The sequence below is a fragment of the Plantibacter sp. H53 genome, from assembly GCF_001650455.1.
Taxonomy (GTDB): Bacteria; Actinomycetota; Actinomycetes; order Actinomycetales; family Microbacteriaceae; genus Plantibacter; species Plantibacter flavus_A.
Genome location: NZ_LWCT01000046.1, coordinates 1 through 26,594, shown reverse-complemented (window position 1 = coordinate 26,594; position 26,594 = coordinate 1). Strand labels below are relative to the sequence as shown.

Here is a 26,594-nt window from a genome sequence, read left to right as displayed (position 1 = left end):
TCAGCCGGCCTGGGTTCCGGCGGCGACGGGCGGCTTCGCGGCGAGCATGCGCTCGAGCGACAGCCGCGCCGGGACGGCCACGTCGTCGGACACGGTGATGCGGTTGAGCACCTCGCCCGCGACGAGTCCCTCGAGCACCCAGGCCAGGTAGCCGGGGTGGATGCGGTACATCGTCGAGCAGGGGCAGATCACGTCGTCGAGGCAGAAGATCGTGTGCTGCGGGTACTGCGCGGCGAGGCGCTGCACCATGTTGATCTCGGTGCCGATCGCGAACGTGGTGCCGTCGGGTGCCGCCGCGATGGCCTTCTGGATGTAGTCCGTCGACCCCGCTTCGTCTGCCGCGTCGACGACCGCCATCGGGCACTCGGGATGCACGATGACCCGGACGCCGGGGTGCTGCGCCCGGGCGCGGTCGATCTGATCGACGGTGAACCGCTTGTGCACCGAGCAGAAGCCGTGCCACAGGATGACCTCGGCCTGCTCGAGGTCGGTCGCCTCGTTCCCGCCGAGCGGGCGGTTCGGGTTCCACATCGGCATGTGCTCGAGTGGCACCCCCAGCTTCTTGGCGGTGTTCCGACCCAGGTGCTGATCCGGGAAGAACAGCACCCGCTGTCCCCGCTCGAAGGCCCACCGCAAGACCGTCTCCGCGTTGCTGGACGTGCAGACGATCCCGCCGTGCCGACCGCAGAAGCCCTTGAGCGCCGCCGAGGAGTTCATGTAGGTGACGGGGATGACCGGTACCCGGCCGTCGGCGTCCGGCTCGGTCCCGTAGAGCGCCTCGAGGGCCTCCCACGCCTCCTCGACCTGGTCGATGTCCGCCATGTCGGCCATCGAGCATCCGGCGGCGAGGTTCGGGAGGATCACGGCCTGCTCGGGACCGGACAGCAGGTCGGCGGTCTCGGCCATGAAGTGCACGCCGCAGAACACGATCGCCTCGGCCTCGGTGCGGGCCTTGGCCGCGTTCGCGAGCTGGAAGGAGTCGCCGATGTAGTCGGCGTGCTGGACCACCTCGTCGCGCTGGTAGAAGTGTCCGAGGATCACGACGCGGTCTCCGAGCGTCTGCTTCGCGGCCACGATGCGGCGGTGGAGCTCATCGTTCGAGGCGTCGCGGTAGGCGGCCGGGAGCTGGCCTTGCCGAGGCGAACCGGTCGGGATGACGTCGCCCATCGACGCTCCAGGGCCGTAGCTCGGTGGTTGCAGGTCGAACACCCAAGGCCCGGCCGCGAGTTCGGGCGCGCAGGTCGCGCCGTCGGACGCACCCTCGGTGATCTGCTGGATGGTGTCGTCGACGGATGCGGTGATGGTCATGCTGGCTCCTCGGACTGCTGACGGGTGGTGGTCGGGGTGGACGTCGTGGGTCTGCGGCTCGTCGACCGGCCGGGCGACGGGGTCTCCGGTCGGTTGACGGGCTGGGTCCACCGGTAGAGCCGCGCCGGGCGGTGGCGCCCACCGGTACGGAGTTCGTCGGTCTGCAGGACGAGACCGGAGGACTCGACCTGGCGTCGGAAGTTCGCGGGGTCGAGTTGCTTCTGCAACACCGCCTCGTGCACCTCCCGGAGTTCGGAGAGGGTGAAGGTCTCCCCGAGGAAGGTGTGCGCGATGTGGCTGTACTCCAGCTTGTTGCGGAGCCGCCACAGGGCGTATTCGACGATGTCGCGGTGGTCGAACGCCAACGGGGGGAGTGCGTCGGCCGGGAACCAGCGGACGTTCTGGCCGAGCCGCGTGCGCTTCGCCTCGTCGGACCCGACGAGCGCCCAGTAGACGATCGAGACGACCCGCTCGGCGGGGGAGCGGTCGAGGTCGCCGAACGCGTAGAGCTGCTCGAGGTACCGCGGTCGGAGGGAGGTGGTCGTCTCCAGGGTCGACGAGGCCGCGTCGGCGAGGGATTCCGCGGCACCGAGCGGGCCACCCGGCAGTGCCCAGAGGCCGTCGTAGGGCTCACGGATGCGCCGGACGAGCGGGAGCCAGATGCCGGGTGCCGGATCGGTCGCGCCGAACCCGTCGTCGGCCCTGAGCGTGAAGATGACGGTCGAGACCGCGAGGCCGACCTGCGGGTCCGTCTGCTCCACGGGAGTCGTCGGTCGCTGCATGGGGGATCTCCGGATTCCGGAGCACGGGCGGCACTTCAGGTAGAAATGACCTGTACTCGATACAGGCTTAGTGTACACCTGACTCGAACAAGGTCCTGCGCCGAGGCGACCACTCGCGATATGCTGGCGGCTCAATCGAACATCGGGCCGCGAACACGATGCGGGAGAGCCGGTACGCCGGCACCGAAGGAGCAAGCCTCCCCGCCAATCTCTCAGGTCCTGTACCGCATCGGACTGGCCACTCTGGAAAGCAGCGCACGTTCGTGGTGCGCTCGCCGACGGTGAAAGCAGTGTCCGCAGCAGCGGCACTCGTGAAGCTCTCAGGCCAATGACAGAGGGGGAGTTCCCAACGGGCACCGTCAGGTGTCCGCAGCGCACCACGCGACCCCGGAGAACTCGTGACCGACCTCGAACGAACCAGCCCGCTCCATGCCGTCCACGAAGCCGCCGGCGCGAGTTTCACGGACTTCGCCGGATGGCAGATGCCCGTGCGGTACTCGAGCGATCTCGCCGAGCATCACGCCGTCCGCACCGCCGCCGGCATCTTCGACATCTCCCACATGGCCGAGATCCAGGTCGTGGGCGACGACGCAGCCGACTTCCTCGACCAGGCGCTCGCGGGCAAGCTGTCCGCCATCGACCTGCTCCAGGCCAAGTACACCCTGCTGCTGAACGAGGCCGGCGGCATCGTCGACGACCTCGTCGTCTACCGCAACGGCGAGCACGAGTACCTCGTCGTCGCGAACGCGGGCAACCACGACGCCGTCGTCGCGGCGCTCACCGAGCGGGCCGCGGGGTTCGAGCACGTGGTCGTCATGGACCGCAGCGATGAGATCGCGCTGATCGCCGTGCAGGGGCCCGCCTCCCGCGCCGTCCTCCAGGCGACCGAGGGGCTCCACCTCCTGGACGAGCTGCCCTCCCTCGACGAGGTGAAGTACTACCGCGCGACCGGTGCCTCCTTCGAGAACGGGACCGTCTTCATCGGGCGCACCGGCTACACCGGCGAGGACGGGTTCGAGCTGTACGTCGACGCCGCCGACGCCGTCGAGCTGTGGAACGCCATCGTCGCCGCCGGGACACCGCTCGGACTGGTCCCCGCAGGCCTCGCCAGTCGCGACACGCTCCGCCTCGAAGCCGGCATGCCGCTCTACGGCCACGAGCTCGGTCCGGACATGCTGCCGGTCCAGGCCGGACTCGGTCGGGTCGTCGCGCTCGGGAAGCACGGCACGTTCGTCGGACGCGACGCCGTCGAGGCGGGCCCGGCGGACGGCGCACCGGTTCTCGTCGCCCTCGTCTCCGAGGGGCGTCGCGCCGGTCGTGCCGGTTACCGCGTCCTCGCCGGCGACACGACGGTCGGCGAGGTGACGAGCGGGGCACTGTCGCCCACCCTCGGGCACCCGATCGCCATGGCCTACGTACACCCCGACCACGCCGAGCCGGGCACCGTGCTCGACATCGACGTCCGCGGCACGCGGATCCCCGCGACCGTCACCACGCTCCCCTTCTATTCGAGAGAGAAGTAACCCATGGCCGACAAGACCACCCTCAAGTACACCGCCGAGCACGAGTGGATCCGCGTCGAGGGCGATCTCGCCGTCATCGGGATCACCGACTACGCCGCCGAGAAGCTCGGTGACGTCGTCTTCGTGGACCTCCCCGCCGTCGGCGCGGCGCTCTCGGCCAGCACCGTGGTCGGCGAGATCGAGTCCACGAAGTCCGTCGGCGAGCTCTTCGCCCCGCTCGACGGCGAGGTCGTCGAGGCCAACGACGCCGTCGTCGACGACCCGTCGCTCGTCAACAGCGACCCGTTCGGTGCCGGCTGGCTCGTCTCCGTCCGGTACGACGCGCTGCCCGACACGCTCCTCAGCTGGGACGACTACGCCGCGCTGGTGGGCGAGTGATGGCGGACCGCTTCGCAGAACGGCACATCGGAACCGACACCGCAGCCCAGGCGACGATGCTCGCCGCCGTCGGGTACGACAGCGTCGACGCCCTGCTCGCCGCGGCCGTCCCGTCCGCGATCACTGCCGCCGAACTCGCCTCGTCGAGCATCCCCGACGCCGCGACCGAGCGGGCGGCGCTCGCCGAACTCCGAGAGCTCGCCGGCCGCAACACGGTGAACCGGAGCCTCATCGGTCTCGGCTACTTCGACACGATCACGCCGGCGGTCATCAAGCGGAACGTGCTCGAGAACCCCTCCTGGTACACGGCCTACACGCCGTACCAGCCCGAGATCTCGCAGGGCCGCCTCGAGGCGCTCATCAACTTCCAGACGATGGTCGCCGACCTCACCGGTCTCGACACGGCCAACGCCTCGATGCTCGACGAGAGCACCGCGGTCGTCGAAGGCATGCTCCTCGCGCGCCGGGCCTCGAAGCTCGCCGACGCGACGTTCATCGTCGACGCCGACGCGTACCCGCAGACGAAGGCGCTCCTCCGGAGTCGCGCCGAAGCGGTCGGCATCGACCTCGTCGAACTGCCGTTGTCGACCACCTCGCCCGAGGACCTCCCGGCGGCGTTCGGCGTCTTCGTGCAGTACCCCGGCACCTCCGGGCTCGTATGGGACCCGTCGGCGGTCCTCGCGGCGGTCAAGGCGGCCGGCGGCGTGTCGGTCGTCGCGGCCGACCTCCTCGCCCTCACGCTCATCTCCTCGCCCGGTTCCCTCGGCGCGGACATCGCGGTCGGGACGAGCCAGCGCTTCGGTGTGCCGATGGGGTTCGGCGGGCCGCACGCGGGGTACCTCGCGGTCCGCAAGGGCCTCGAACGCCAGATGCCAGGCCGCCTCGTCGGCGTCAGCCAGGACGCGGCGGGTCACCCCGCCTACCGGCTCACGCTCCAGACTCGTGAGCAGCACATCCGCCGCGAGAAGGCCACGAGCAACATCTGCACGGCCCAGGTCCTCTTGGCCGTCATGGCCGCGATGTACGCCGTGTACCACGGGCCCGGCGGGCTCAAGCGGATCGCACAGTCGGTGCACGCGACCACCGCGAGTGCAGCCCGTCTGCTGGAGTCGGCGGGTGTCGAGGTGCTCACGGAGCACTACTTCGACACCCTGCAGGTGCGGGTCGCCGACAGCGCGGCGGTGGTGGCGGGCGCGCACGACCGCGGCCTCCTGCTGTGGGCCGTCGACGAGACGACCGTCTCGATGAGCTTCGACGAGGTGAGCGCGGTCGAGAGCGTCGTCCCGACGCTCGTCGAGGTGCTCACGACCGCTGGGACCGCCACCGTCGGAGAGCCGTCGGCATACGTCTTCGACGAAGGGTCGTCCGCCTCGGCGTTCGGGCCGAGCGCCGTGTCGGAGTACCCGGCCGCGCTCGCCCGCGAGACCGAGTACCTGACGCACCCGGTGTTCAACACGCACCACTCGGAGACCGCCATGATGCGGTACCTCAAGCAGCTGGCCGACCGCGACTACGCGCTCGACCGCGGGATGATCCCGCTCGGTTCGTGCACGATGAAGCTCAACGCCGCCACCGAGATGGAGGCCGTCACCTGGCCCGAGTTCGCCGGGCTGCACCCGTTCGCCCCGCGCGAGGATGTCGCAGGCTCGCTCGAACTCGTCGACCAGCTCGAGACCTGGCTGGCCGAGGTCACCGGTTACGACTCCGTGTCGCTCCAGCCGAACGCCGGCAGCCAGGGTGAGCTCGCCGGTCTCCTCGCCATCCGCGGCTACCACCGCGCGAACGGCGACGAGCAGCGGACGGTCTGCCTCATCCCGTCGAGCGCGCACGGCACGAACGCGGCCTCGGCCGTCCTCGCCGGCATGCGGGTCGTCGTCGTGGCGTGCGACGAGCAGGGCAACGTCGACCTCGACGACCTCCGGGCGAAGATCGAGGCCAACGCCGAGTCCCTCGCGGCGCTCATGATCACCTACCCGTCCACCCACGGCGTGTACGAGCACGAGGTGAAGACGATCACCCAGGCCGTGCACGACGCCGGCGGCCAGGTCTACGTCGACGGTGCGAACCTCAACGCGTTGCTCGGGTACGCGCGGTTCGGGGAGTTCGGCGGCGACGTGTCGCACTTGAACCTGCACAAGACCTTCTGCATCCCGCACGGCGGTGGCGGCCCCGGTGTCGGGCCGGTCGCGGCGAAGGCGCACCTCGCGCCGTTCCTGCCCGGTCACCCGCTGGCGCAGCGCGCCGAGCACCCACTGCTCGGGGGCGGGACGGTCGTGCACGACGGCGGTCCGATCTCGGCGGCGCCCTACGGCAGCCCCAGCATCCTCCCGATCTCGTGGGCCTACGTCCGCATGATGGGTTCGGAGGGGCTCCGCGAGGCGACCGGGGCCGCGGTGCTCGCGGCGAACTACATCGCTGCGCGACTGCGCGACCACTATCCCGTCCTGTACACGGGCGACAGCGACCTCGTGGCGCACGAGTGCATCCTCGACCTCCGTCCGCTCAAGGAGGCGACCGGGATCTCCGTCGACGACGTGGCGAAGCGCCTCGTCGACTACGGCTTCCACGCGCCGACGATGTCGTTCCCCGTCGCGGGGACGCTCATGGTCGAGCCGACCGAGAGCGAGGACCTCACGGAGGTCGACCGCTTCGTCGACGCGATGATCGCGATCAAGGCGGAAGCGGACGCCGTCGCGGCGGGCGAATGGCCTGCCGACGACAACCCGCTCGTCGGGGCGCCGCACACGGCCCAGTCGGTCATCGAGGGGGAGTGGACGCACGCGTATTCGCGCGAGCTCGCCGTCTACCCCGTGCACACGCTCGTGCGCACGAAGTACTGGCCGCCGGTGCGTCGCATCGATCAGGCGTACGGCGACCGCAACCTCGTGTGCGCCTGCCCGCCGCCCGAGGCCTTCGCCTAGCCGGTCCATGAGCACTCCCTCGCCCATTCGTGGGCGAGCGAGTGCTCATTCGCCCACAGATCGGCGAAGGGGTCGTCAGGGCGACGGCGTCGCCGCGAAGATCTCCGGCCACCAGGCCACGGCGAGCGGGAAGCCCGCGAACGAGATGATGTCGATGACCGTGTGTGCCACGACCAACGGCATCACCCGACCCCAGCGCTTGTAGCACCAGCCGAACGCGATCCCCATGGCGACGTTGCCGAAGAACGGCCCGATGCCCTGGTACAGGTGGTAGCTCCCGCGGAGGACGGCGGTCGACAGGATGATCGTCCACCACCCCCACCCGATCTCGCGGAGCCTGGTGTACAGGTAACCGATGATGATGACCTCCTCCTGGAGGCCGGCGCGGAGTGCGGAGAAGACGAGCATCGGGATCGTCCACCAGTACATGGTGTCGGGGAACGTCGAGACCGCGACCGTGACGCCGAGGGCGCGTCCCAACGCGTACACACCGATGCCGGGGACACCGATCGCGGCGACGAGGAGCAGACCGCCGCCGAGGTCGCGTCCGGGGGAGCGGAGGTCGAGTCCCATCCGCGCGAAGCCGGTGCGTCCGGGCTGCCAGAGCAGGTAGATGACGAGGGCGACCGGCGCGAGCTGGAAGAAGAGCCCGAGGAACTGGTAGCTGAAGTCGAGCCACTCCCGGGTGGCCTGCGTGGTGTTGATCGCCGCAGATTGATCGGAGAGCGGCGGCCCCGCGGTGAGCTTCGCGATGAGCGAGATGATCGAGTACACCGCCGACGCACCGAGGCTCAGCGCGAGCACGATGCCGATCTCCCACCACCGACGGCTGTCTCCGGCGCCCTCGGGGAGGTGAAGTCCCCGCTCGGTGGTGTTCTGCTCGCTCACCGGTCCATTCTGCTGGCTGGTGGCTCCGAGCGCACCGCATAGCATCTGCGCGTCCACTCGGCTGATGACGGGAGCAAAACGGCTTACGATTCGTATCCAGAAGGTGGATGCGACCGCACGAGTTTTGCGATCACGACCGTTCTCGTGCGTGGCAGGCGGGATCCGTGCACGAAAAAGCATCCGTGAGCAACAATCCGTCGATTGGGTTACCGCTGTGTAACGTTTGGCGTCCCAGTTTGCTCGCCGTCCTGCTTCTGCTTATCGTCAGAGTATTCAAAGAGCGATCCAGCGCACACGATGCGCTGGTTTCGCTTGCCCTTTCCCCAAGGAGGAACTGTGAAGTTCAGTCGGTTCGGCTCTGCCGCCGCCATCATCGCAGCCGGGGCTCTCGTCCTCACCGGATGTTCCGGTGGCGGTTCCAGCAGCGAGAGCACCAGCAGCGCATCATCCATCATCACGACCAACGGCTCCGAGCCGGAGTCGGGCCTCATCCCCAGCGACACCAACGAGGTCGGTGGCGGAAAGATCATCGACGAGGTCTTCGCAGGCCTCCGCTACTACGCGGCCGACGGCAAGCCGGTCGACGACCTGGCCGAGTCGATCGACACCGACGACTCGACCACGTTCACGATCAAGATCAAGGCTGATCAGAAGTTCACCAACGGCGACCCCGTCACCTCGGACTCGTTCGTCATGGCTTGGCAGGACGCCGTCGTCAACCTCCGCAAGAACGCCTCGTTCTTCGCGGACGTCGAGGGCTACAACGAGGACGGCCAGCCCCTCACCGGCCTGAGCGTCGTCGACGACACCACCTTCACGGTGAAGCTGTCCGCACCTGCATCCGACTTCCCGCTGCGCCTCGGCTACTCCGCGTTCTACCCGCTGCCCGCTGCAGCGTTCGACGAGGCCGGCAAGGTCACGGACGAGTTCGGCCAGAACCCGATCGGCAACGGCCCGTACAAGGTCGACGGCGACAAGGCGTGGAAGCACAACGAGTCGATCAAGCTCGTCAAGAACGACGAGTACAAGGGTGGCCGCGAAGCCAAGAACGGTGGCCTGACCATCACGTTCTACAAGGACTTCGACAGCGCCTACGCCGACCTGCTGAGCGGCAACCTCGACGTCCTGGACCAGATCCCGGACTCCGCGCTCTCCACCTACCAGGACGACCTGGGCGACCGTGCGGTCAACCAGCCGGCCGCCGTGTTCCAGTCCTTCACGATCCCGTCCCGACTCCCGCACTTCAGCGGTGAAGAGGGCCAGCTGCGTCGTCAGGCGATCTCGTACGCGATCAACCGTGAAGAGATCACCAAGGTCATCTTCAACGGCACCCGCACGCCGGCGACCGACTTCACCTCGCCGGTCATCGACGGCTACTCGAAGGACATCGAGGGTAACGACGTCCTGAAGTACAACGAGAAGAAGGCCAAGGAACTCTGGGCCGAGGCCGACGCCATCTCCCCGTGGGACGGCTCCTTCCAGATCGCGTACAACGCCGACGGGCCGCACCAGGCCTGGGTCGACGCCGTGACCAACGGCATCAAGAACGTCCTGGGCATCGAGTCCTCGGGCGTCCCGGTCGCCGTCTTCGGTGACTTCCGCGCCGGCATCACCAACCGTTCCATCGAGACGGCGTTCCGCTCCGGATGGCAGGCCGACTACCCGGGTCTGTACAACTTCCTCGCTCCGCTCTACGCGACCGGTGCATCCTCGAACGACGGTGACTACTCGAGCCCCGAGTTCGACAAGCTCCTCGCCGAGGGTTCGTCCGAGACCGACCTGGACGCTGCGAACAAGAAGTTCCAGGACGCTCAGGCGGTCCTCTTCAAGGACCTGCCGGCCATCCCGCTCTGGTACCAGAACGTGAGCGGCGGCTTCGGCGAAGGCGTGCAGAACGTCGAGTTCGGTTGGAACTCGGTGCCGCTGTACTACGAGATCACCAAGTAGTCTTGTAGCGGCATAGCTGGGTGGGTCCGGTTCTTCCGGGCCCACCCAGCTTCACGAGTTCAGGAGTCCCACACCATGGGCGGTTACATTCTTCGTCGTGTCCTGCAGGCTATCCCCGTACTGCTCGGCACGACCTTCCTCATCTATTTCATGGTCTTCGCGTTGCCCGGTGATCCCGTGCTCGCATTGTTCGGCGACAAGACGCCGAGCGCCGCGCAGATCGCTCAACTCAACGCCGAGTACAACCTCGACAAGCCGTTCATCGTGCAGTACTTCCTGTACCTCGGCGGCATCTTCACCGGCGACCTCGGAACGTCCTTCTCCGGGCAGCCGGTCAGCGAGATCCTCGCGCAGGCCTTCCCGGTCACGCTGCGGCTCGCCGTCATCGCCGTCTTCTTCGAGATGGTCGCCGGAATCACCATCGGTCTCATCTCCGGCATCCGCAAGGGCGGCATCTTCGACGCCTCGTTCCTCGTCGTCAGCCTGATCCTCATCTCGCTCCCGGTCTTCGTCATCGCGTTCGTCGCGCAGTACGTGTTCGGGATCCAGCTCGGGTGGTTCAGACCGACGGTCGGCCCGGGCGCGCCGATACAAGACCTCTTACTTCCCGCACTGGTCCTCGCCACCATCAGCTTCGCGCAGATCGTGCGGTTGACCCGGTCCTCGGTCATCGAGACGCAGTCGCTCGACTTCGTCCGTACGGCGTACTCGAAGGGCCTGAGCCGTCGCCGGGTCATCCCCGTGCACATCCTGCGCAACTCCCTGATCCCGGTCGTGACCTACCTCGCGGTGGACTTCGGTGTGCTGATCGTCGGCGCCACGGTGACCGAGGGCATCTTCAACGTCCCCGGTGTCGGCCGCACGCTCTACCAGGCCATCCTCCGAGGAGAAGGCCCGACCGTGGTGTCCTTCGTGACGGTGATGGTGTTGTTCTACCTCATCATCAACCTCGTCATCGACCTCTTCTACGCCGTGCTCGACCCAAGGATCCGCTATGTCAAGTAATGATCAGGAGCCGACGATCAAGCGATCCCCGAATCACTTCGTCGCACCGCTCGAAGAGACCCCCCTCGCGGTCATCGACGCCGTCAAGGTAGACGAGAAGGTCAGCAACCTCTGGACCGACGCGTGGGCGTTCATGCGCCGTCGTCCCATGTTCTGGATCTCGTCCGTCCTCATCCTGCTCGTCGTGGTCGTGGGCCTGTTCCCCTTCCTCTTCACGCAGACGCCCCCGAACAACCAGTGCTTCCTCGAGAACAGCAACGGCGGGCCTGAGGCCGGCCACATCCTCGGCTTCACGAAGCAGGGCTGCGACATCTTCGCGCGGGTCATCTACGGGACCTCCACGTCGCTGTCCGTCGGGCTCATCGTGACGTTGATCACGGCCACGCTCGGCATCGTGTTCGGCGCGTTCGCCGGCTTCTACGGTGGCTGGGTCGACTCGGTGCTGTCCCGCATCGGCGACATCTTCTTCTCCATCCCGTACATCCTCGCGGCCGTCGTCGTCATGTCGGTGCTCGCGAAGTACCGCAGCGTGTGGACGATCTCCCTGGCGATCGGTCTGTTCGCCTGGCCATCCGTCGCCCGAGTGCTTCGAGCGGAGGTGCTCAGGGTCAAGAACGCGGACTACGTCCAAGCGTCCATCGCGCTGGGTGTCTCCCGCTTCAAGATCCTCCTGCGCCACGTGCTGCCGAACGCGATCCCACCGGTGATCGTCGTCATCACGATCTCGCTGGCATCAGCGATCGTCGCCGAGGCGACGCTGTCCTTCCTCGGCGTGGGACTCGGGAGCGAGACCATGTCCTGGGGCAACGACATCAGCCAGGCGCAGCGTGACCTCCGCACGGCCCCGCAGGTGCTGATCTACCCGTCGATCGCGCTGTCGCTCACCGTGCTCAGCTTCATCATGATGGGCGAAGTCCTGCGAGACGCGCTCGACCCGAAGGCGAGGGCCCTGCGTTGAACGCGAGCCAGATGAACACCCAGCAGCCGCTGCTCGAGGTCAAGGACCTCGAAGTCACCTTCCGCACTCAGAGCGGGACGGTCCAGGCCATCCGCAAGACCGGGTTCACCATGATGCCCGGTGAGACCGTCGCGATCGTCGGTGAGTCCGGATCCGGGAAGTCGACGACCGCGCATGCGATCATCAACCTCCTGCCCGGTACCGGCAAGATCAGCGGGGGCGAGATCCTCTTCGAGGGGCGCGACCTCTCGAAGCTGTCCCGCAACGAGATCGAGGACGTCCGCGGACGCCTGATCGGTTTCGTGCCCCAGGACCCGATGTCCAACCTGAACCCGGTGTGGAACATCGGCTTCCAGGTCGAGGAGGCCATCCGTGCCAACGGCATCGCCCAGGGCAAGAAGGCCGTGCGCGCCAAGGCGATCGAGGTGCTCCAGCAGGCCGGTCTCTCCGACGCCGACCGTCGCCTCAAGCAGTTCCCGCACCAGTTCTCCGGCGGTATGCGTCAGCGCGTGCTCATCGGTATCGGTCTATCGTCGAGTCCGAAGCTGCTCATCGCGGACGAGCCCACCTCGGCGCTCGACGTCACGGTCCAGCGGAAGATCCTCGACCACCTCGAGAGCCTGACCCGCGACAGCGGCACGGCGCTGCTCTTCATCACGCACGACCTCGGCCTCGCCGCCGAGCGCGCTGAGAAGCTCATCGTCATGTACAAGGGGCAGATCGTCGAGGCCGGTCCGTCGGTCGAGATCCTGCAGAACCCGGTGCACCCGTACACGAAGCGGCTCGTCGCAGCGGCACCGAGCCTGGCTTCGCGTCGTATCCAGTCGGCGACCGGATCGCTCGAGACCCTCGACCATGAGGCTCCTGTCGGTTCGGAGGGCATCGACCTCATCGTCGCCGCCGAGCACCGCGCCGCAGCGCAGGCCGCCCAGCCGGACGCGGAAGCCGCGATCGTGGTCAAGGATCTCGAGAAGGTCTACAACATCCGCGGACAGAAGGCGGCTGAGCGTGAGCTCAAGGCCGTCGACGGCGTCTCGTTCGAGATCCCGAGGGGCACCACCATGGCGCTCGTCGGCGAGTCCGGATCCGGGAAGTCCACCGTGGCGAAGCTGCTCCTGCAGCTGGAGACGCCGACGTCCGGCCAGATCCGCATCGGTGGCAAGGCGATGGAGGGGCTCGATCGCAAGGGCCTCCTCGCGCTGCGCCGCAAGATGCAGCCGGTCTTCCAGGACCCCTACGGTTCCCTCGACCCGCTGCGGAACATCGGCAACACGATCGCTGAACCGCTCGTCACGCACAAGGTGGGCGACAAGGCGTCCCGCCGTGCTCGCGTGCTGGAGCTCCTCGATCAGGTCTCACTGCCGCAGGCGGTCGCGACCCGGTACCCGAACGAGCTCTCCGGTGGACAGCGTCAGCGCATCGCGATCGCCCGCGCACTCGCGTTGAAGCCGGAGATCGTCGTCCTCGACGAGGCGGTGTCCGCGCTCGACGTCCTCGTCCAGGCGCAGATCCTGCAGTTGCTCGCCGACCTCCAGTCGGAGCTGCAGCTGACGTACCTCTTCATCACCCACGACCTCGCGGTCGTGCGCGTGATCGCCGACAACGTCGCGGTCATGCAGAAGGGGAAGATCGTCGAGGCGTCCACCACGGACGACGTCTTCGAGAACCCGAAGCAGCAGTACACACGCGAACTCCTCGACGCCATCCCCGGCGCCGGGATCGAGCTCGCGCTGTAACCGGCGCACCAGGTCGAAGGGCGGTGCCGCGGAGCGATCCGGGGCACCGCCCTTCGGCGTTGCGGGAGGTGTCCGCCGGTCGCTAGACGAGGAGCGCCGAGGCGACGCCCCAGGCGAGGAGTGCCGCCGTGACGCCCAGGGCGACGACGTCCCAGCGCGAGGTGGCGAGGCGGTCGTCCTTCGGGTCGATCCGGCCCCAGCGTTCGTGGGCACGGTCGATGAGGTCGACGGCCGTCGGACCCTCGTTACCGGCACGACCGGGTCGGCGGACGCCCGCAGCGCGGTCCTGATGGTCGACCCCGCTTCGTCCGGCACGTCCGCCGATCATCGACGGGCGGTCGAGACCCGCGCTCGGTGCCCCCCAGCTGGTGATCTTCCGCCCGTCCCGCAGGAGCACCGTGAGCTGGTAGCGGCTCGTCGCCTCCTCCATGCGCGACCAGGGGATCTCGTGGAGACGTCCGACGTTCACGACGGTCAGCTGCGACGGCTCGATCATGATGCACGGACGGACGAGGACCAGGTAGACCAGCCACACGACGAGGAGCTCCCACGGGAGCGCCTGGACCGCGAAGCCCCAGGCTCCACGGCTGACGGCGTCGATGACGAAGAAGACCATGAGGAGGGCGGTGACGCCGAGGATCCAGAAGCCGCTCGTGCTCCGCAGGGTGGTCCGATTGCCGGCGTTCGTCGCTTCGTTCACGTCCACCATCCTTCCAGGCCGCCGACTCTCGGGGCCCGCTCGGCTCGATCAGGCGGTGACGAGCCGGTCGCTCTCCGCATGGTGGCACGCCACGAGCCGCCCGTCGACAGGGCGCTCTCGTGGATCGTCGCGTTCGCAGACCGCCTGCTTGTCGGCCGGTAGCAGCTGGAACAACGGGCACCGACTCCGGAAACTGCAGCCGACCCGGTCGTCGCTGGGGGAGGGGAGGTCGCCGTTCAGCAGGATGCGCTGCCGACTGCGTTCGATCTCGGGGTCCGGGACCGGCACCGCGGACAGGAGCGCCTGCGTGTACGGGTGCTTCGGGTCGTCGAAGATCGTGGCGCTCGGTCCGTACTCGACGATGCGTCCGAGGTACATGACCGCCACGTCGTCGGCGATGTGCCGGACGACGGCGAGGTCGTGGGCGACGAAGAGGTACGAGAGTCCGAGCCGCTGCTTGAGGTCTTCGAGCAGATTGATGACGCCGGCCTGGACGGAGACGTCGAGCGCGGAGACCGGCTCGTCGAGCACGAGGATCTTCGGTTCGACGACGAGCGCCCGAGCGATGCCGATGCGCTGTCGCTGTCCACCCGAGAACTCGTGCGGGTATCGGCCGGCGAAGGACGGCTCCAAGCCGACGAGTTCGAGCATGGCCCCGACGCGGGAGCGGATCTCGGTGGGGGAGACCCCGTGGACGGTCAACGGCTCGCCGATGATGTCCTCGATCGTCATGCGCGGATCGAGCGAGGCCATCGGGTCCTGGAACACCACCTGGATGTCGCTGCGCAGCTTCCTGCGGTCGGGCTTCGACAGCGTCGCGGTGTCGACCCCGTTCACGTGGATGCTGCCGCCCTGCGTCCTCGCGAGTTCGAGGATCTCCATGATCGTCGTCGTCTTCCCGCACCCGGACTCGCCGACCAGGCCGAGGGTGCGCCCGCGCTGCACGCTGAACGAGACCCCGTCGACCGCGCGGACGGTGCCGATGTTGCGCCGGAAGACGACGCCCTTCGTGAGCGGGAACGCGCGAGTCAGATCGCGGACGTCGAGGACGGTCTCCGGAGCGACCTCGGCGACGAGCTCCTCCGGCACCTCGTCCGGCCGAGGGAAGATCTCCGGGCGGCGCAGCGACCCGTCGGCGATCTCGCCGGCGCGGATGCACGCGGCGGTGTGTTCGACCGAGGTCGTCGGGTCCTCGACGGGCCCGTCGAGGACGGGGAGCAACGCCGGTTCGCCCTCGAGGCACGCGGCCACGGCGATCGGGCAGCGCGGGGCGAAGGGGCAGCCGGTCGGCACGGCCGTCAACAGCGGTGGGCGTCCTTCGAGCGGGACGAGTCGCTCTTGCTGGTTCGCCACCATGTTCGGCATGGAGCGCAACAGACCGATCGTGTACGGCATGAGCGGTTCGCGGAACAGCGGGACCACGGGCGCCGTCTCGACGATCCGGCCCGCGTACATCACGGCCACCCGGTCGGCGTTGCCGGCGACGACACCGAGGTCGTGCGTGATGAGCACCACGGCGGCGCCGGTGATGTCCTTCGCCTTCTGGAGCACCTCGAGGATCTGCGCCTGGATGGTGACGTCGAGTGCGGTGGTCGGCTCGTCGGCGATGATCAGCTGCGGGTCGTTGGCGATGGCGATCGCGATCATGGCCCGCTGACGCATGCCACCGGAGAACTCGTGCGGGAACGACTTCGCACGCCGCTCCGCGTTCGGGATGCCGACGATCTTCAAGAGTTCGACGGCCCGGGTCTCTGCGGCGCGCTGCGAGAGCGCGGAGTCGTGGAGGCGGAGGCCTTCGGCGATCTGCTGACCGATCGTGTAGACGGGCGTGAGCGCCGAGAGCGGATCCTGGAAGATCATGGCGATGTCCCGCCCGCGGATCTTCGACAGCTCCTTGTCCGATTGGCCGAGCAGCTCGACGCCGTCGTAGCGGATGCTGCCGCTCACCTGCGCATTGGTCGGGAGCAGCCCCATGACGGCCATCGAGGAGACGCTCTTGCCGGAGCCCGACTCGCCGACGATGCCGAGGAACTCACCACGCCGCACCTCGTAGGAGACACCGCGGACGGCATGCACGGGCGTGCCGGCGTTGGGGAAGGTGACGGTGAGGTCGTCGACCTTGAGGAGCGGCGCGGTCGCCTGGGGGTCAGTCACGGTTGGCTCCTGAGGTCGGGTCGATGGCGTCGCGCAGGGCGTCGCCGAGGAGGCTGGAGGCGAGCACGGTGATGACGAGGATCGCTGCGGGGAAGACGAACAGCCAGGGCCGCGTCACGGCCGCACTCGCACCGGCGGCGAGCAGGGTGCCGAGCGAGACGTCGGGCGCCTGCACGCCGAAGCCGAAGAAGCTCAGGGTCGTCTCCGACAGGATCGCCGCGCCGATGCCGAGCGTCGCGTCGATGATGAGGAGGCTCGCGACGTTCGGGATGATGTGGCGACGGATAATCGTGAACCCGGGGACGCCCATGAACCGGGCCGCCTTGACGTATTCGCGTTCGCGGAGCGACATCGTCTGCCCGCGGATGACGCGCGCGAGCACCATCCAGCCGAACAGGACGAGGAAGACGACGAGGGCGAGCCAGGACAGCGACTTGAACGCCGGGCTCAGGAGCACGAGGAGGAAGAAGCCGGGGATGACGAGGAGGAGGTCGATGAGCCACACGATCGCCTTGTCCCAGACGCCTCCGACGTAGCCGGCGATGGCCCCGACGAGTCCGGCGATGATCGCAGCGCCCGGGCCGACGATCAGACCGATGACGATGGACTTCTGCAGCCCGACGAGCGTCTGTGCGTACACGTCCTGGCCGATGTTGTTGGTACCGAACCAGTGGTCGAGCGAGGGCGGCTGGCTGAAGGCGAGGCCGTCCTGGTCGGTGAACGACCAGGGGGAGAGCAGCGGGCCGATGAACGCCCAGAGGATGATGAAGAGGAGGACGCCGCCACCGATGCGGGCGCGCTTCGTGGCGAGCACCTTCCGCAGGATCGTGCGCCCGCGGGACTGCGGACGCTTGGGGGCGTCCGCCATCTTCTCCGGGTCGCCGACGGTGAGGGTCGAGGGGTCGGTCAGTGCCATGTCGTTACACCCGCACTCTCGGGTCGAGCGCCGCATAGATCACGTCGGAGAGCGTTCCGGCGATCAGGACGAGGATGGAGGTGAACAGGATGGTCCCGGCGGCGGCGTTGATGTCCGAGTTCGAGACGCTCGTGAGGAGGTACTCGCCCATGCCGTGCCAGCTGAAGACGTTCTCCGTCACACTCGCTCCGGTGAGGATGAGCCCGAAGGAGTAGGCGAAGAACGTCGACATCGGGATGAGCGCGACGCGGACACCGTGCCGGATGATCGCGGAACCGCGGGTCCGGCCCTTCGAACGCGCGGTCCGGATGTAGTCGGCGCTCATCACGTCGAGCATGGCGCTGCGCTGGTACCGCGAGTACGAGGCGACGGCGCCGACGGTGAGGGTGATGGTGGGCAACAGCAGATGCATCGCCCGGTCGCCGAACTGTGTCCAGAATCCGCCCTGGAGGCCGGCGGTGTACTCGCCGGTGAAGTTGATGACGTTCGTGCCGACCGCCTGGTTCAGTGACGTCGCGAGGATCATGAGCACGACGCCGATGACGAAGACGGGCATCGCGAGGATCGTGAACGAGGCGTAGGTGATGATCTGGTCGCTGGCCCGGTATTGGCGGACCGCGCCCCACACGCCGAGGGCGACGCCGATGACCGCGCCGAGGATGGTGCCGATGACGAGGAGGCGGAGGCTCGTGCCCGAGCGCTCGAAGATGTCGGCGGTGACCTGGGTGCCGCGCGTGCTGATCCCGAGGGAGCCGGTGGTCACCAGTTGCGTGACCCAGTCCCACAGGCGTTCGAGCAGTGGGACCTTCGGGTTCACGCCCATCTTGTCCAGCGCCGCATCGATGGACGCCTGGGGGATGGGCGGGTTCTTCCCGAGGAACCGGGCCGACGGCTGGAGCGTCATGCTCACGAGCACGTAGCCCAGCATGGTGGCGATCGCGGAGAGGAACAGGTAGTTGACCAACCGCCGTGCAATGAACCCGATCATGTACCAGCCTTGCGAAGTCGTTGTGCGGGACCGCGTCGTCCCGTCAGCTGTGCTCCCCTCGTGGGGGTGGAGACACTGTAACCCCCAAGTGTCTGGAATCAGAAAACGACGCGTGTTCTCAGGAAACGAAACGTATGTTTCCGGCACGTGTTGCCGATAAATCGAAACGGTAACAATTCATCCCCACTTGTGGGGGATCCCCGGAGCGGGTGCAAGATGGTCCACATTGGCCTGCGCGCCTTCCGCTCCGCATCGGTGCGGCCTTGCGCAGTTACACGTCACGAAAGGTGGATCTCGATGAGTTCCAGAACACAGGGATCGAAGCGGCGCGGCGGGATGATCCTCGCCGGCGTCTCGATCGTCGCCCTCGCATTGACGGCTTGCACCGGAGGCGGTTCAGGCGGTGGCGGCTCGACGTCGAAGCCCGCCGAGCTGTCCGGCACCGGCTGGGAGCGCGCCGACGCCGACCAGATCGCCCAGGGCGGTTCGCTCAACCTCGCCGTCGACGCGATCCCCGCGAACTGGAACCTCTACAACCTCGACAGCGGCACCGTCGACGACCAGTTCCTCAGCAACCTGTACACACCGTCGTTCATCAACATCAAGGAGGACGGCACCTGGGAGGCGAACCCCGACTTCGCGACCTCCGTCGAGCTGAAGACCGAGGACCCGCAGGTCGTCGAGATCAAGATCAACCCGGACGCCGTCTGGTCGGACGGCACCGCCATGAGCGTCGACGATTTCGCCGCGACCTGGAAGTCGCTGAACGGCGTCGACCCCGCCTACGCGCCCACCGCCACGAACGTGTGGAAGGACATCGAGTCCGTCACCGCCGGCGACAGCCCGCAGGACGTCCTCATCACGTTCAAGAACAAGAACGCGGACTGGCCGTCGATCCTCGGCAACATCTGGCCGAAGTGGCTCGGCGCGACGCCGGAGTCCTTCAACACCCTCTGGGCGACCGGACCCTATGCGGCCGACGGCACGACCTACGTCTCCGGCGGTCCGTACCTCGTCAGCAAGATCGACCAGACCGGCGCGGTCGTGACCTTCGAGCCCAACCCGAAGTGGTGGGGCGACAAGCCGAAGCTCGACAACATCATCTTCAAGCAGGTGTCCCGCTCGGGTCTCGCGCAGGCGTTCTCGAACAGTGAGATCGACGTCTTCAGCATCGGCTCGAACGCCGACAACTACGAGACGGCCAAGAAGCGCAGTGACGCCGAGATCCAGCGTTCGCGTGGAACGACGTACAACCACATCACCCTGAACGGCACGTCCGAGGTCCTGAGCGACCCCGAGGTCCGCCAGGCGTTCGCCAAGTCGATCAACCGTCAGACCATCGCCGAGGCCCGCCTCGCAGCGATCGACGCACCGACCGACCTGCTGAACAACCTCATCTTCCTCCCCGGCCAGGACGGCTACGAGGACGACGCCTCCAAGGTGCTCGGCTACGACATCGACGCCGCCAAGAAGCAGCTCGACGACGCCGGTTGGAAGGAAGGCAGCGGTGGCATCCGCGAGAAGGACGGCAAGAAGCTGACCGTCCGCTACGTCATCGACTCCGACAACCCGGTCTCCGCCGAGACGTCGCAGCAGGTCCAGGCCATGGTGAAGGAGTCCGGCTTCGATCTCCAGATCGACACCGTCCCGTCCGACGACTTCTTCACGAAGTACGTCACCACCGAGACCCGCGACTTCGACGCCGTGAGCTTCGCGTGGCAGGGCACCGCGTTCCCGATCTCGAGCACCGAGTCGATCTTCTACCCGGCCGACTCCGGGCAGAACTTCCCCGGCGTCACCGACGACTCGCTCGGTGACCTCTGGGCGAGCGCCAACGCGGAGCTCGACCCCGACAAGCGCCTCGAGATCGCGAAGGAGATCGACAAGAAGATCGTCGCCCTCGCGACCACGCTGCCGCTGTTCCCGGTGCCGTACACCTACGGCGTCAAGACCGGCCTCGTGAACTACGGGCCGACCCAGTTCGAGACCATCGACTGGAAGAACGTGGGCTGGAAGAAGTAAGCATCAGCACGCGTTCGATCTGAACGCAGCCTCGACGGGCATCGGCGGGAAACCGCCGGTGCCCGTCGCCGTTCAGCCCCCGGCCAGGACTCCTGCGGTATGATGGTCCGTCGGCACCATCGTGCCCGAATCCCATCCACTTGAAGGAAGCCACCCTTTTATGGCGCTCGCCACTCGTTCCGATCTGCGCAATGTCGCGATCGTGGCCCACGTTGACCACGGCAAGACGACTCTCGTCGACGCCATGCTGCGACAGACCAACTCTTTCGCCGAACACGCCCACCTCGAAGAACGCGCCATGGACTCGAATGAGCTCGAGCGCGAAAAGGGCATCACCATCCTCGCCAAGAACACGGCGATCTCGTACAAGGGCGAACACGCCACCGACGGCCCGATCACGATCAACGTCATCGACACCCCGGGTCACGCCGACTTCGGTGGAGAGGTCGAGCGCGGCCTGTCCATGGTCGACGGCGTCGTCCTCCTCGTCGACGCGTCCGAGGGCCCCCTCCCGCAGACCCGCTTCGTGCTCCGCAAGGCGCTCGAGGCCAAGCTGCCCGTCATCCTCCTGGTCAACAAGACCGACCGTCCCGATGCGCGCATCGACGAGGTCGTCGTTGAGAGCCAGGACCTCCTCATCGGACTCGCCAGCGACATGGCCGACGACGTCCCCGACCTCGACCTCGACGCCATCCTCGACGTCCCGGTCGTGTACGCCTCGGGTAAGGCCGGCCGTGCGTCGTCCACCAAGCCCGCCAACGGCGAACTGCCCGACAGCGAGAACCTCGAGCCACTCTTCGAGGCCATCCTCGAGCACATCCCGGCTCCGCAGTACGACGACGAGCACCCGCTCCAGGCGCACGTCACGAACCTCGACGCCTCGCCGTTCCTCGGTCGCCTCGCGCTCCTGCGCATCTTCAACGGCACGTTGAAGAAGGGCCAGACGGTCGCCTGGGTCCGCCACGACGGCGACGTCCACAACGTCCGCGTCACCGAGCTCATGATCACGAAGGCGCTCGACCGCTACCCGGCCGAGAGCGCCGGCCCCGGCGACATCGTCGCCGTCGCCGGTTTCGCCGACATCATGATCGGCGACACCCTGGCCGACCCCGAGGACGTCCGCGCGCTGCCGGCCATCACGGTCGACGACCCGGCCATCTCGATGACGATCGGTACCAACACCTCGCCGCTCATGGGCAAGGTCAAGGGCCACAAGCTCACCGCACGCATGGTCAAGGACCGTCTCGACCGCGAGCTCATCGGTAACGTCTCACTCAAGGTCCTCGACATCGGTCGACCCGACGCGTGGGAGGTCCAGGGCCGTGGAGAGCTCGCGCTCGCCATCCTCGTCGAGCAGATGCGTCGCGAAGGCTACGAGCTCACCGTCGGCAAGCCGCAGGTGGTCACGAAGCGTATCGACGGCAAGGTCCACGAGCCGTACGAGCACCTGACCATCGACGCTCCCGAGGAGCACCTCGGCGCGATCACCCAGCTCCTGGCGGCGCGCAAGGGTCGCATGGAGAACATGTCGAACCATGGCACCGGCTGGGTCCGCATGGAGTTCATCGTCCCGTCGCGCGGCCTCATCGGCTTCCGCTCCGAGTTCCTCACCGCCACGCGCGGTACCGGCATCGCCAACGCGCTCGCGCACGGCTACGGCGAGTGGGCCGGCGCGATCACGACGCGCAACAACGGCTCGATCGTCGCCGACCGCTCCGGCGTCGTCACCCCCTTCGCGATCATCGCGCTGCAGGAGCGCATGTCGTTCTTCGTGCAGCCGACCGAAGAGGTCTACGAGGGCATGGTCATCGGCGAGAACTCGCGCAACGACGACATGGACGTCAACATCACCAAGGAGAAGAAGCTGACCAACATGCGTCAGTCTTCGGCCGACAACTTCGAGTCGATGACGCCGCCGCGCGTCCTCACGCTCGAGGAGAGCCTCGAGTTCGCCCGCGAGGACGAGTGCGTCGAGGTCACGCCCGAGCACGTGCGCATCCGCAAGGTCGAGCTCGACGCTCAGGCCCGCCAGCGCAGCTACTCGCGTCTCAAGAAGCAGTCCGAGTAGGCAGCAGCCGCTCCAACCCGATGCCCGGTCCTCTCAGGAAGACCGGGCATCGGGTCGTTAAGCTGATGGGCATGCGCCGACACGCCTCCCTCGCCCTGCTGGCCGCTCTCGTCATCGCTCCCACGCTCGCCGGGTGCAGCGTCATCGAGTCGACCGTCAAGGACTCCGTCGAGCAGGGCATCCGCGACGCCACCGGAGGCGACTTCGACGTGAACCTCGACGAGGGGCTCCCGGACGGCTACCCCGTCGACGCGGTCCCGGTGGTCGACGGCACGGTCAACGGCGGACGTGGCACCGTCGACGGCAAGGAGACCTTCGTCGTCACGGTGCAGGCGACCGATGCGGCCACCGCAGCCAAGGATGCGCTCGTCGCGGCAGGCTTCACGGTCGACGGGGAGATCGCGAACGGCGACGGTTCGATCGTGACGCTGTCGACGACGGCCTACGACGTGAAGCTCGTCGCCTCGGCGGACAGCATCCTCTACACGGTGACGGTCAAGTAGCCGCCCTTCCGGTCCCTGAGCGCCCTTCCGGTCCCTGAGCTTGTCGAAGGGTGCACTTCGACAAGCTCGGTGACCGGGCTCAGTGACCGGGGCCATTCCTACGCGAAGAGCGTCTCGCCGACCCAGCCGTCCTTGCTCGCGCCCGGCGGCACCGCGAAGATCGCCGACCCGACGTGCTTGATGTACTCGTTGAGCGCATCGGTGGCCAGTGCGCGCTGCACGTCGATGAACTGCTTGGGCGACCGCTGATACGACATGAAGAACAAGCCGGCGTTCAACCGCCCGAGGTCGTCGTTGCCGTCGACGAAGTTGTAGCCGCGTCGCAGGAGCTTCGTGCCCTTGAGCTGGGTCGGGTGCGCCAGACGCACGTGTGAGTGCTTGTCGATGAGCGGCTCATCCGTCGCCCCGACCGCTTCGAAGTCGGGCTCGGTGAACTCCTTGCCGCCCGACAGCGGTGCGCCCTCGCCCTTGCTCCGACCGATGACCCGCTCCTGCTCCTGGAGCTGCGCGCGGTCCCAGGTCTCGATGATCATGCGGATCTTGCGGACCACGAGGTAGGAACCACCGCTCAGCCAGGCGGCGCTGTCCCCGTCCTGGACCCACACCTGCTCTTCGACCGTCTTCGTCTCCTCGGACTTGACGTTCGCAGTGCCGTCTTTGAAGCCGAACAGGTTGCGCGGGGTGACCTGGCTGGTGGAGGTCGAGGAGGTGCGACCGAAACCGAGCTGCGACCAGCGGATGGAGGCACGTCCGAACGCGATGCGGCTCAGATTGCGGATCGCGTGCACGGCGACCTGTGGGTCGTCGGCGCAGGCCTGGATGCAGAGGTCGCCGCCGGTGAGGCCCGCCTGCAGGTTGTCGCCCGTGAAGCGGGGGAGCTTCTCCAACTCGGCAGGGCGCCGGTCGGCGATGCCGAACCGGTCCGTGCCGTCCTCGGCGGTGAAGAGTGTGGGTCCGAACCCGAAGGTGATCGTGAGCCCGCTGGCGGGCAGTCCGAGCGCCTCGCCGGTGTCGACCGGGGGAGCGAGCGGGGAGCCGTCCACGGCGCCACCGTCGGCGACCTCCTGGCCCTGCGTCATGCGTGCCGCGGCGACACTCCAGTCCTGGAGCAGCTCGACGAGCTCCTCCCTGGTGGTCCCCGCCGACACGTCGTACGCGGCGAAGTGCAGGCGGTCCTGCGCCGGCGTGGTGATCCCGCTCTGGTGGGCCCCGCTGAAGGGGTAGACCGTCGTGACGCCCGAGGCACTCGCCGAGGCGCTCACGGCTGCGGTGATGGCCGCGGTCGCCCCGGCTCCAGCCGCCAGCCCCGCGGCGCCTGCTCCGGCGAGGCCGAACAGCGCCCGTCGCGACAGCCCGCGCCGTGGGGTGTCGCTCGGCGGTGCGGACGCGGCGCCGGGTCCAGGTTCGGTGGGCGCCGATCCTGCCTCGGGTACAGGGGTCGTGGTGGGAGTGTGCTCGGTCATCGGACCTCATGCTATTCAGGGATGGCTGGAAGGCCGCAGGGCCGGAACCCCCAGAATGCTCTGAGCGGTTCCGGCCCGGCGCGCCGCGGAGGCGGCGGTGGATCCGGTCGGCGTTACTCGGCGACGCCGAGCACCGTGTGGGTGAGCTGCGACAGCGGCTCGGAGAGGGCGTTCACCTGGTCGGAGAGCTCCTTGCGCTGCTCCTCGGTGACGGTGTCGTAGCTCACGAAACCGTTGTCGAGGCTGCCGTACTTCGCGAGCAGGTCCTGCAGTGCCGTGAACTCGGTCTCGATCTGGCCGACGAGCTTCGTGCCCGCGTCGCCCTTGCTCGCGGCGATGTCCTTGACGTTGCCGAACGCGACCTCGGCTCCCTGCACGTTGGCCGCGAAGTCGTAGAGGTCGGTGTGGGACCACCAGTCCTCCTCGCCGGAGATCTTGCCGACGGCGACCTCGTCGAGGAGACCGATGGCGCCGTTCGAGATGTCGCCGAGGCTTACGGTGAAGTCCTTCTCGGAGACGAGGTCGAACAACTGCTGCACGTCGTCGACGAGACCGGTGGCGAACTGCTGACGCTGCTCCGGCGTCGACGGCGTCCAGTCCAGCGTCGCGCTCGTGCCGTCGGAGTTCAGTGCGTCGGCTGCCGGTGGCCAGAGGTCCTTCTCGATCCGGTGGAAGCCGGTCCAGTCGAGTCCTTCAGCCACGGCGTCGACCTCGCGGTAGTCGATCTTCGGGTCGAGGTCGCCGAAGGCCTCGGCCGTCGGCTCGATGCGTTCGTACGAGACGCGCGTCGTCGCGAACAGCTGACGGGCGGTCTCGTCGTCGCCGGCGGCGTACGCGTCGGTGAAGGCCTTCACCTGCGGCACGAGTTCGGCCACCTGGGACTTGATGTAGGCGACGTAGTTCGTCACGGCCTGGTCGGTGAGCGCCTGCTCGTCCTTCGAGACGGCGGCGTTCTCGCCCGTCACGGTGAACTCGGCGAGGCCGACCGGTGCACCGACGAGCTGGAACTTGCAGGCCGTGTAGTACGTGCCGGGGTTCAGCTGTGCGACGTAGGACACCGTCTGGCCCGGCGTCACGTTCTCCTTCTCGCCGACGATGCGCAGCTTGTCCGAGGCGAGGATCTCGAACTCGTTGACGTCGGTGCCGTTGTTGGTGATCGAGAAGGTCACGGCACCGGCCGTCGCCCTCGCCACGGACACCGAGCACGAGTCGTCGGTGATGGCGACGGTGAGTGCGTCGCTTCCCGTCTTGTTCGGGACGCATCCCGTGAGGGCGAGGGCGAGGATGCCCGCGCCGGCGAGGCCGGCGATGATGCGGTGCTGCATGGAGACTCCTGTCGGAAGGTGCTGGTGCTTGGTTCGTGGTGGGTCGGGGACCGGTCAGGCGTTCGTCGTGACCGGTTTCGTGACCGAGGTCGGGCGCCGACGGCCGAGTCCTGAGACCCGGATGAAGCAGACGAGCGTGACGATCAGGTACAGCAGCCACGCACCGAACTGTGCCCACGTCGGGGCGGGGGTGAAGTTGAAGAGTCCGCCGAGGACGGTGCCGTACCAGCTCGTCGGCGGGACGACGGCGCTCAGGTTGAACGCGGCCTGCCCCCAGCCGGGGATGACGCCCGCCTCCTGGAGGTCGCCGACGCCGTAGGCGAGGACGCCGGCGGCCACGACGACGAGGAAGAGGCCGGTCCACGTGAAGAAGGTTCCGAGGTTGATGCGGACGAATCCGCGGTAGATGAGATAGGCGATGACGACGGAGGTGAGGATGCCGAGGAGCGCGCCGATCGAGCCGACGACGGCGTTCTCGCCGGAGTTGACGCTCGCCCAGATGAAGAGGGCGGTCTCGATCCCCTCGCGACCGACGCTGATGAAACCGAGCACGATGATCCCGATCGCCGACCCGGCGACGGCGGCGTCGAGTCGTGACTCGAGGTCGTGCTTGAGCTCTCGGGCGTTGCGCCCCATCCAGAAGATCATCCAGGTGACGAGCCCGACGGCCAGGATGGACAGTCCGCCGCCGAGGATCTCCTGCGCCTGGAAGCTCAGCCCGTACGGTCCCCAGGTGAGGATCGCACCGACCCCGAGCGACACGACGATCGCGACGGCGACGCCGAGCCACAACCGGGGGAGGACGTCCCGGCGGCCGAGCTTGTTCAGGTAGGCGACGAGGATGCCGACGATGAGGCCGGCTTCGAGGCCTTCGCGGAGGCCGATGAGGTAGTTCGCGAGCACGTGACCGGACTTTCGGGCGTCGAGCAGGCGGTCGCCCGGGGGAGGCCGTCGTCTGCGGGGTGGGGATGCATCCGAGGGCGCGCCGGGCGGGGACCGTGGTCCGGGC

General features: G+C 67.7%; 20 protein-coding genes and 1 riboswitch. Of the genes, 10 read left to right on the top strand and 10 right to left on the bottom strand.

Translation table 11 applies throughout. The features are described 5' to 3' along the window. The gene (gene nadA / locus A4X17_RS14720; RefSeq protein ID WP_064296425.1) at positions 1 to 1,308 is read right to left on the bottom strand and encodes a quinolinate synthase NadA; all 1,308 of its coding nucleotides are present in this window, start codon (positions 1,306 to 1,308) and stop codon (positions 1 to 3) included. Next, positions 1,305 to 2,090 (bottom strand): NUDIX domain-containing protein, encoded by a 786-nt coding sequence (locus A4X17_RS14715; RefSeq protein ID WP_064296424.1) that lies wholly within the window; start codon positions 2,088 to 2,090, stop codon positions 1,305 to 1,307. The genes nadA and A4X17_RS14715 overlap by 4 nt, the downstream gene beginning before the upstream one ends. Positions 2,091 to 2,241: 151 nt before the next feature. Continuing rightward, positions 2,242 to 2,327: riboswitch (glycine riboswitch) on the top strand. Positions 2,328 to 2,488: 161 nt separating this feature from the next. On the opposite strand from A4X17_RS14715, the gene gcvT reads away from it, so the two are divergent. Genes gcvT through gcvP form a run of 3 tightly spaced genes read left to right on the top strand, consistent with a single transcriptional unit; the run spans position 2,489 to position 6,912 of the window. After that, positions 2,489 to 3,613, top strand: coding sequence for a glycine cleavage system aminomethyltransferase GcvT (gcvT, locus tag A4X17_RS14710; RefSeq protein WP_064296423.1), 1,125 nt, complete (start codon positions 2,489 to 2,491; stop codon positions 3,611 to 3,613). A 3-nt stretch (positions 3,614 to 3,616) separates the two neighbouring features. Next, the gene (gcvH, locus tag A4X17_RS14705) at positions 3,617 to 3,991 is read left to right on the top strand and encodes a glycine cleavage system protein GcvH (protein ID WP_064296422.1); all 375 of its coding nucleotides are present in this window, start codon (positions 3,617 to 3,619) and stop codon (positions 3,989 to 3,991) included. Further along, on the top strand, positions 3,991 to 6,912 hold the full coding sequence (gene gcvP / locus A4X17_RS14700) for an aminomethyl-transferring glycine dehydrogenase (protein ID WP_064296421.1): 2,922 nt from the start codon (positions 3,991 to 3,993) through the stop codon (positions 6,910 to 6,912). The genes gcvH and gcvP overlap by 1 nt, the downstream gene beginning before the upstream one ends. Before the next feature lie 75 nt (positions 6,913 to 6,987). Here the strand turns inward: gcvP and A4X17_RS14695 are convergent, their stop codons facing one another. Continuing rightward, the gene (locus A4X17_RS14695; protein WP_064296420.1) at positions 6,988 to 7,800 is read right to left on the bottom strand and encodes a CPBP family intramembrane glutamic endopeptidase; all 813 of its coding nucleotides are present in this window, start codon (positions 7,798 to 7,800) and stop codon (positions 6,988 to 6,990) included. A gap of 336 nt (positions 7,801 to 8,136) precedes the next feature. On the opposite strand from A4X17_RS14695, the gene A4X17_RS14690 reads away from it, so the two are divergent. The 4 genes from A4X17_RS14690 (at position 8,137) to A4X17_RS14675 (ending at position 13,446) form a co-directional block, all read left to right on the top strand. After that, positions 8,137 to 9,747: an ABC transporter substrate-binding protein gene (locus A4X17_RS14690; protein ID WP_231884406.1), complete on the top strand. Its 1,611-nt coding sequence runs from the start codon at positions 8,137 to 8,139 to the stop codon at positions 9,745 to 9,747. 75 nt (positions 9,748 to 9,822) lie between these two features. Continuing rightward, the gene (locus tag A4X17_RS14685; RefSeq protein ID WP_064296418.1) at positions 9,823 to 10,752 is read left to right on the top strand and encodes an ABC transporter permease; all 930 of its coding nucleotides are present in this window, start codon (positions 9,823 to 9,825) and stop codon (positions 10,750 to 10,752) included. Beyond that, on the top strand, positions 10,742 to 11,710 hold the full coding sequence (locus tag A4X17_RS14680; protein ID WP_064296417.1) for an ABC transporter permease: 969 nt from the start codon (positions 10,742 to 10,744) through the stop codon (positions 11,708 to 11,710). Before A4X17_RS14685 ends, A4X17_RS14680 begins: the two co-directional genes overlap by 11 nt. Positions 11,711 to 11,721: 11 nt before the next feature. Next, a complete protein-coding gene (locus A4X17_RS14675) occupies positions 11,722 to 13,446 on the top strand; it encodes an ABC transporter ATP-binding protein (protein ID WP_064296416.1) in 1,725 nt (574 codons plus the stop codon). 82 nt (positions 13,447 to 13,528) lie between these two features. Here A4X17_RS14675 and A4X17_RS14670 read toward each other — a convergent pair whose 3' ends face one another. From A4X17_RS14670 to A4X17_RS14655, 4 genes are read right to left on the bottom strand one after another with little or no spacing between them, the layout of a single operon-like run. Beyond that, the gene (locus A4X17_RS14670; protein WP_157583556.1) at positions 13,529 to 14,146 is read right to left on the bottom strand and encodes a hypothetical protein; all 618 of its coding nucleotides are present in this window, start codon (positions 14,144 to 14,146) and stop codon (positions 13,529 to 13,531) included. A 48-nt stretch (positions 14,147 to 14,194) separates the two neighbouring features. Beyond that, entirely contained in the window at positions 14,195 to 16,300 is a 2,106-nt protein-coding gene (locus A4X17_RS14665; protein WP_064296414.1) for an ABC transporter ATP-binding protein, read from the bottom strand. Beyond that, positions 16,293 to 17,216, bottom strand: coding sequence for an ABC transporter permease (locus tag A4X17_RS14660; RefSeq protein ID WP_079002099.1), 924 nt, complete (start codon positions 17,214 to 17,216; stop codon positions 16,293 to 16,295). Before A4X17_RS14660 ends, A4X17_RS14665 begins: the two co-directional genes overlap by 8 nt. Positions 17,217 to 17,220: 4 nt before the next feature. Continuing rightward, positions 17,221 to 18,204, bottom strand: a complete 984-nt coding sequence (locus A4X17_RS14655; RefSeq protein ID WP_064296413.1) for an ABC transporter permease — start codon at positions 18,202 to 18,204, stop codon at positions 17,221 to 17,223. 297 nt (positions 18,205 to 18,501) lie between these two features. Here A4X17_RS14655 and A4X17_RS14650 point away from each other — a divergent pair, with 297 nt between their 5' ends. The 3 genes from A4X17_RS14650 (at position 18,502) to A4X17_RS14640 (ending at position 22,797) form a co-directional block, all read left to right on the top strand. Continuing rightward, the gene (locus A4X17_RS14650; protein WP_197479098.1) at positions 18,502 to 20,226 is read left to right on the top strand and encodes an ABC transporter family substrate-binding protein; all 1,725 of its coding nucleotides are present in this window, start codon (positions 18,502 to 18,504) and stop codon (positions 20,224 to 20,226) included. Between the two features lie 160 nt (positions 20,227 to 20,386). Then, positions 20,387 to 22,294 carry a translational GTPase TypA gene (gene typA, locus A4X17_RS14645; RefSeq protein WP_064296411.1) on the top strand — a complete coding sequence of 636 codons (1,908 nt, stop codon included), beginning with the start codon at positions 20,387 to 20,389 and terminating at the stop codon, positions 22,292 to 22,294. A 71-nt stretch (positions 22,295 to 22,365) separates the two neighbouring features. Then, positions 22,366 to 22,797: a hypothetical protein gene (locus A4X17_RS14640; RefSeq protein ID WP_157583554.1), complete on the top strand. Its 432-nt coding sequence runs from the start codon at positions 22,366 to 22,368 to the stop codon at positions 22,795 to 22,797. Between the two features lie 98 nt (positions 22,798 to 22,895). On the opposite strand, the gene efeB is transcribed toward A4X17_RS14640, so the two are convergent. The 3 genes from efeB to efeU form a co-directional block, all read right to left on the bottom strand. Beyond that, positions 22,896 to 24,260 (bottom strand): iron uptake transporter deferrochelatase/peroxidase subunit, encoded by a 1,365-nt coding sequence (gene efeB / locus A4X17_RS14635; protein ID WP_082916200.1) that lies wholly within the window; start codon positions 24,258 to 24,260, stop codon positions 22,896 to 22,898. A 113-nt stretch (positions 24,261 to 24,373) separates the two neighbouring features. Next, a complete protein-coding gene (gene efeO, locus A4X17_RS14630) occupies positions 24,374 to 25,585 on the bottom strand; it encodes an iron uptake system protein EfeO (protein ID WP_064296409.1) in 1,212 nt (403 codons plus the stop codon). 54 nt (positions 25,586 to 25,639) lie between these two features. Then, the coding region (gene efeU, locus A4X17_RS14625) for an iron uptake transporter permease EfeU (RefSeq protein WP_231884405.1) at positions 25,640 to 26,594 on the bottom strand (955 nt) is incomplete at its 5' end.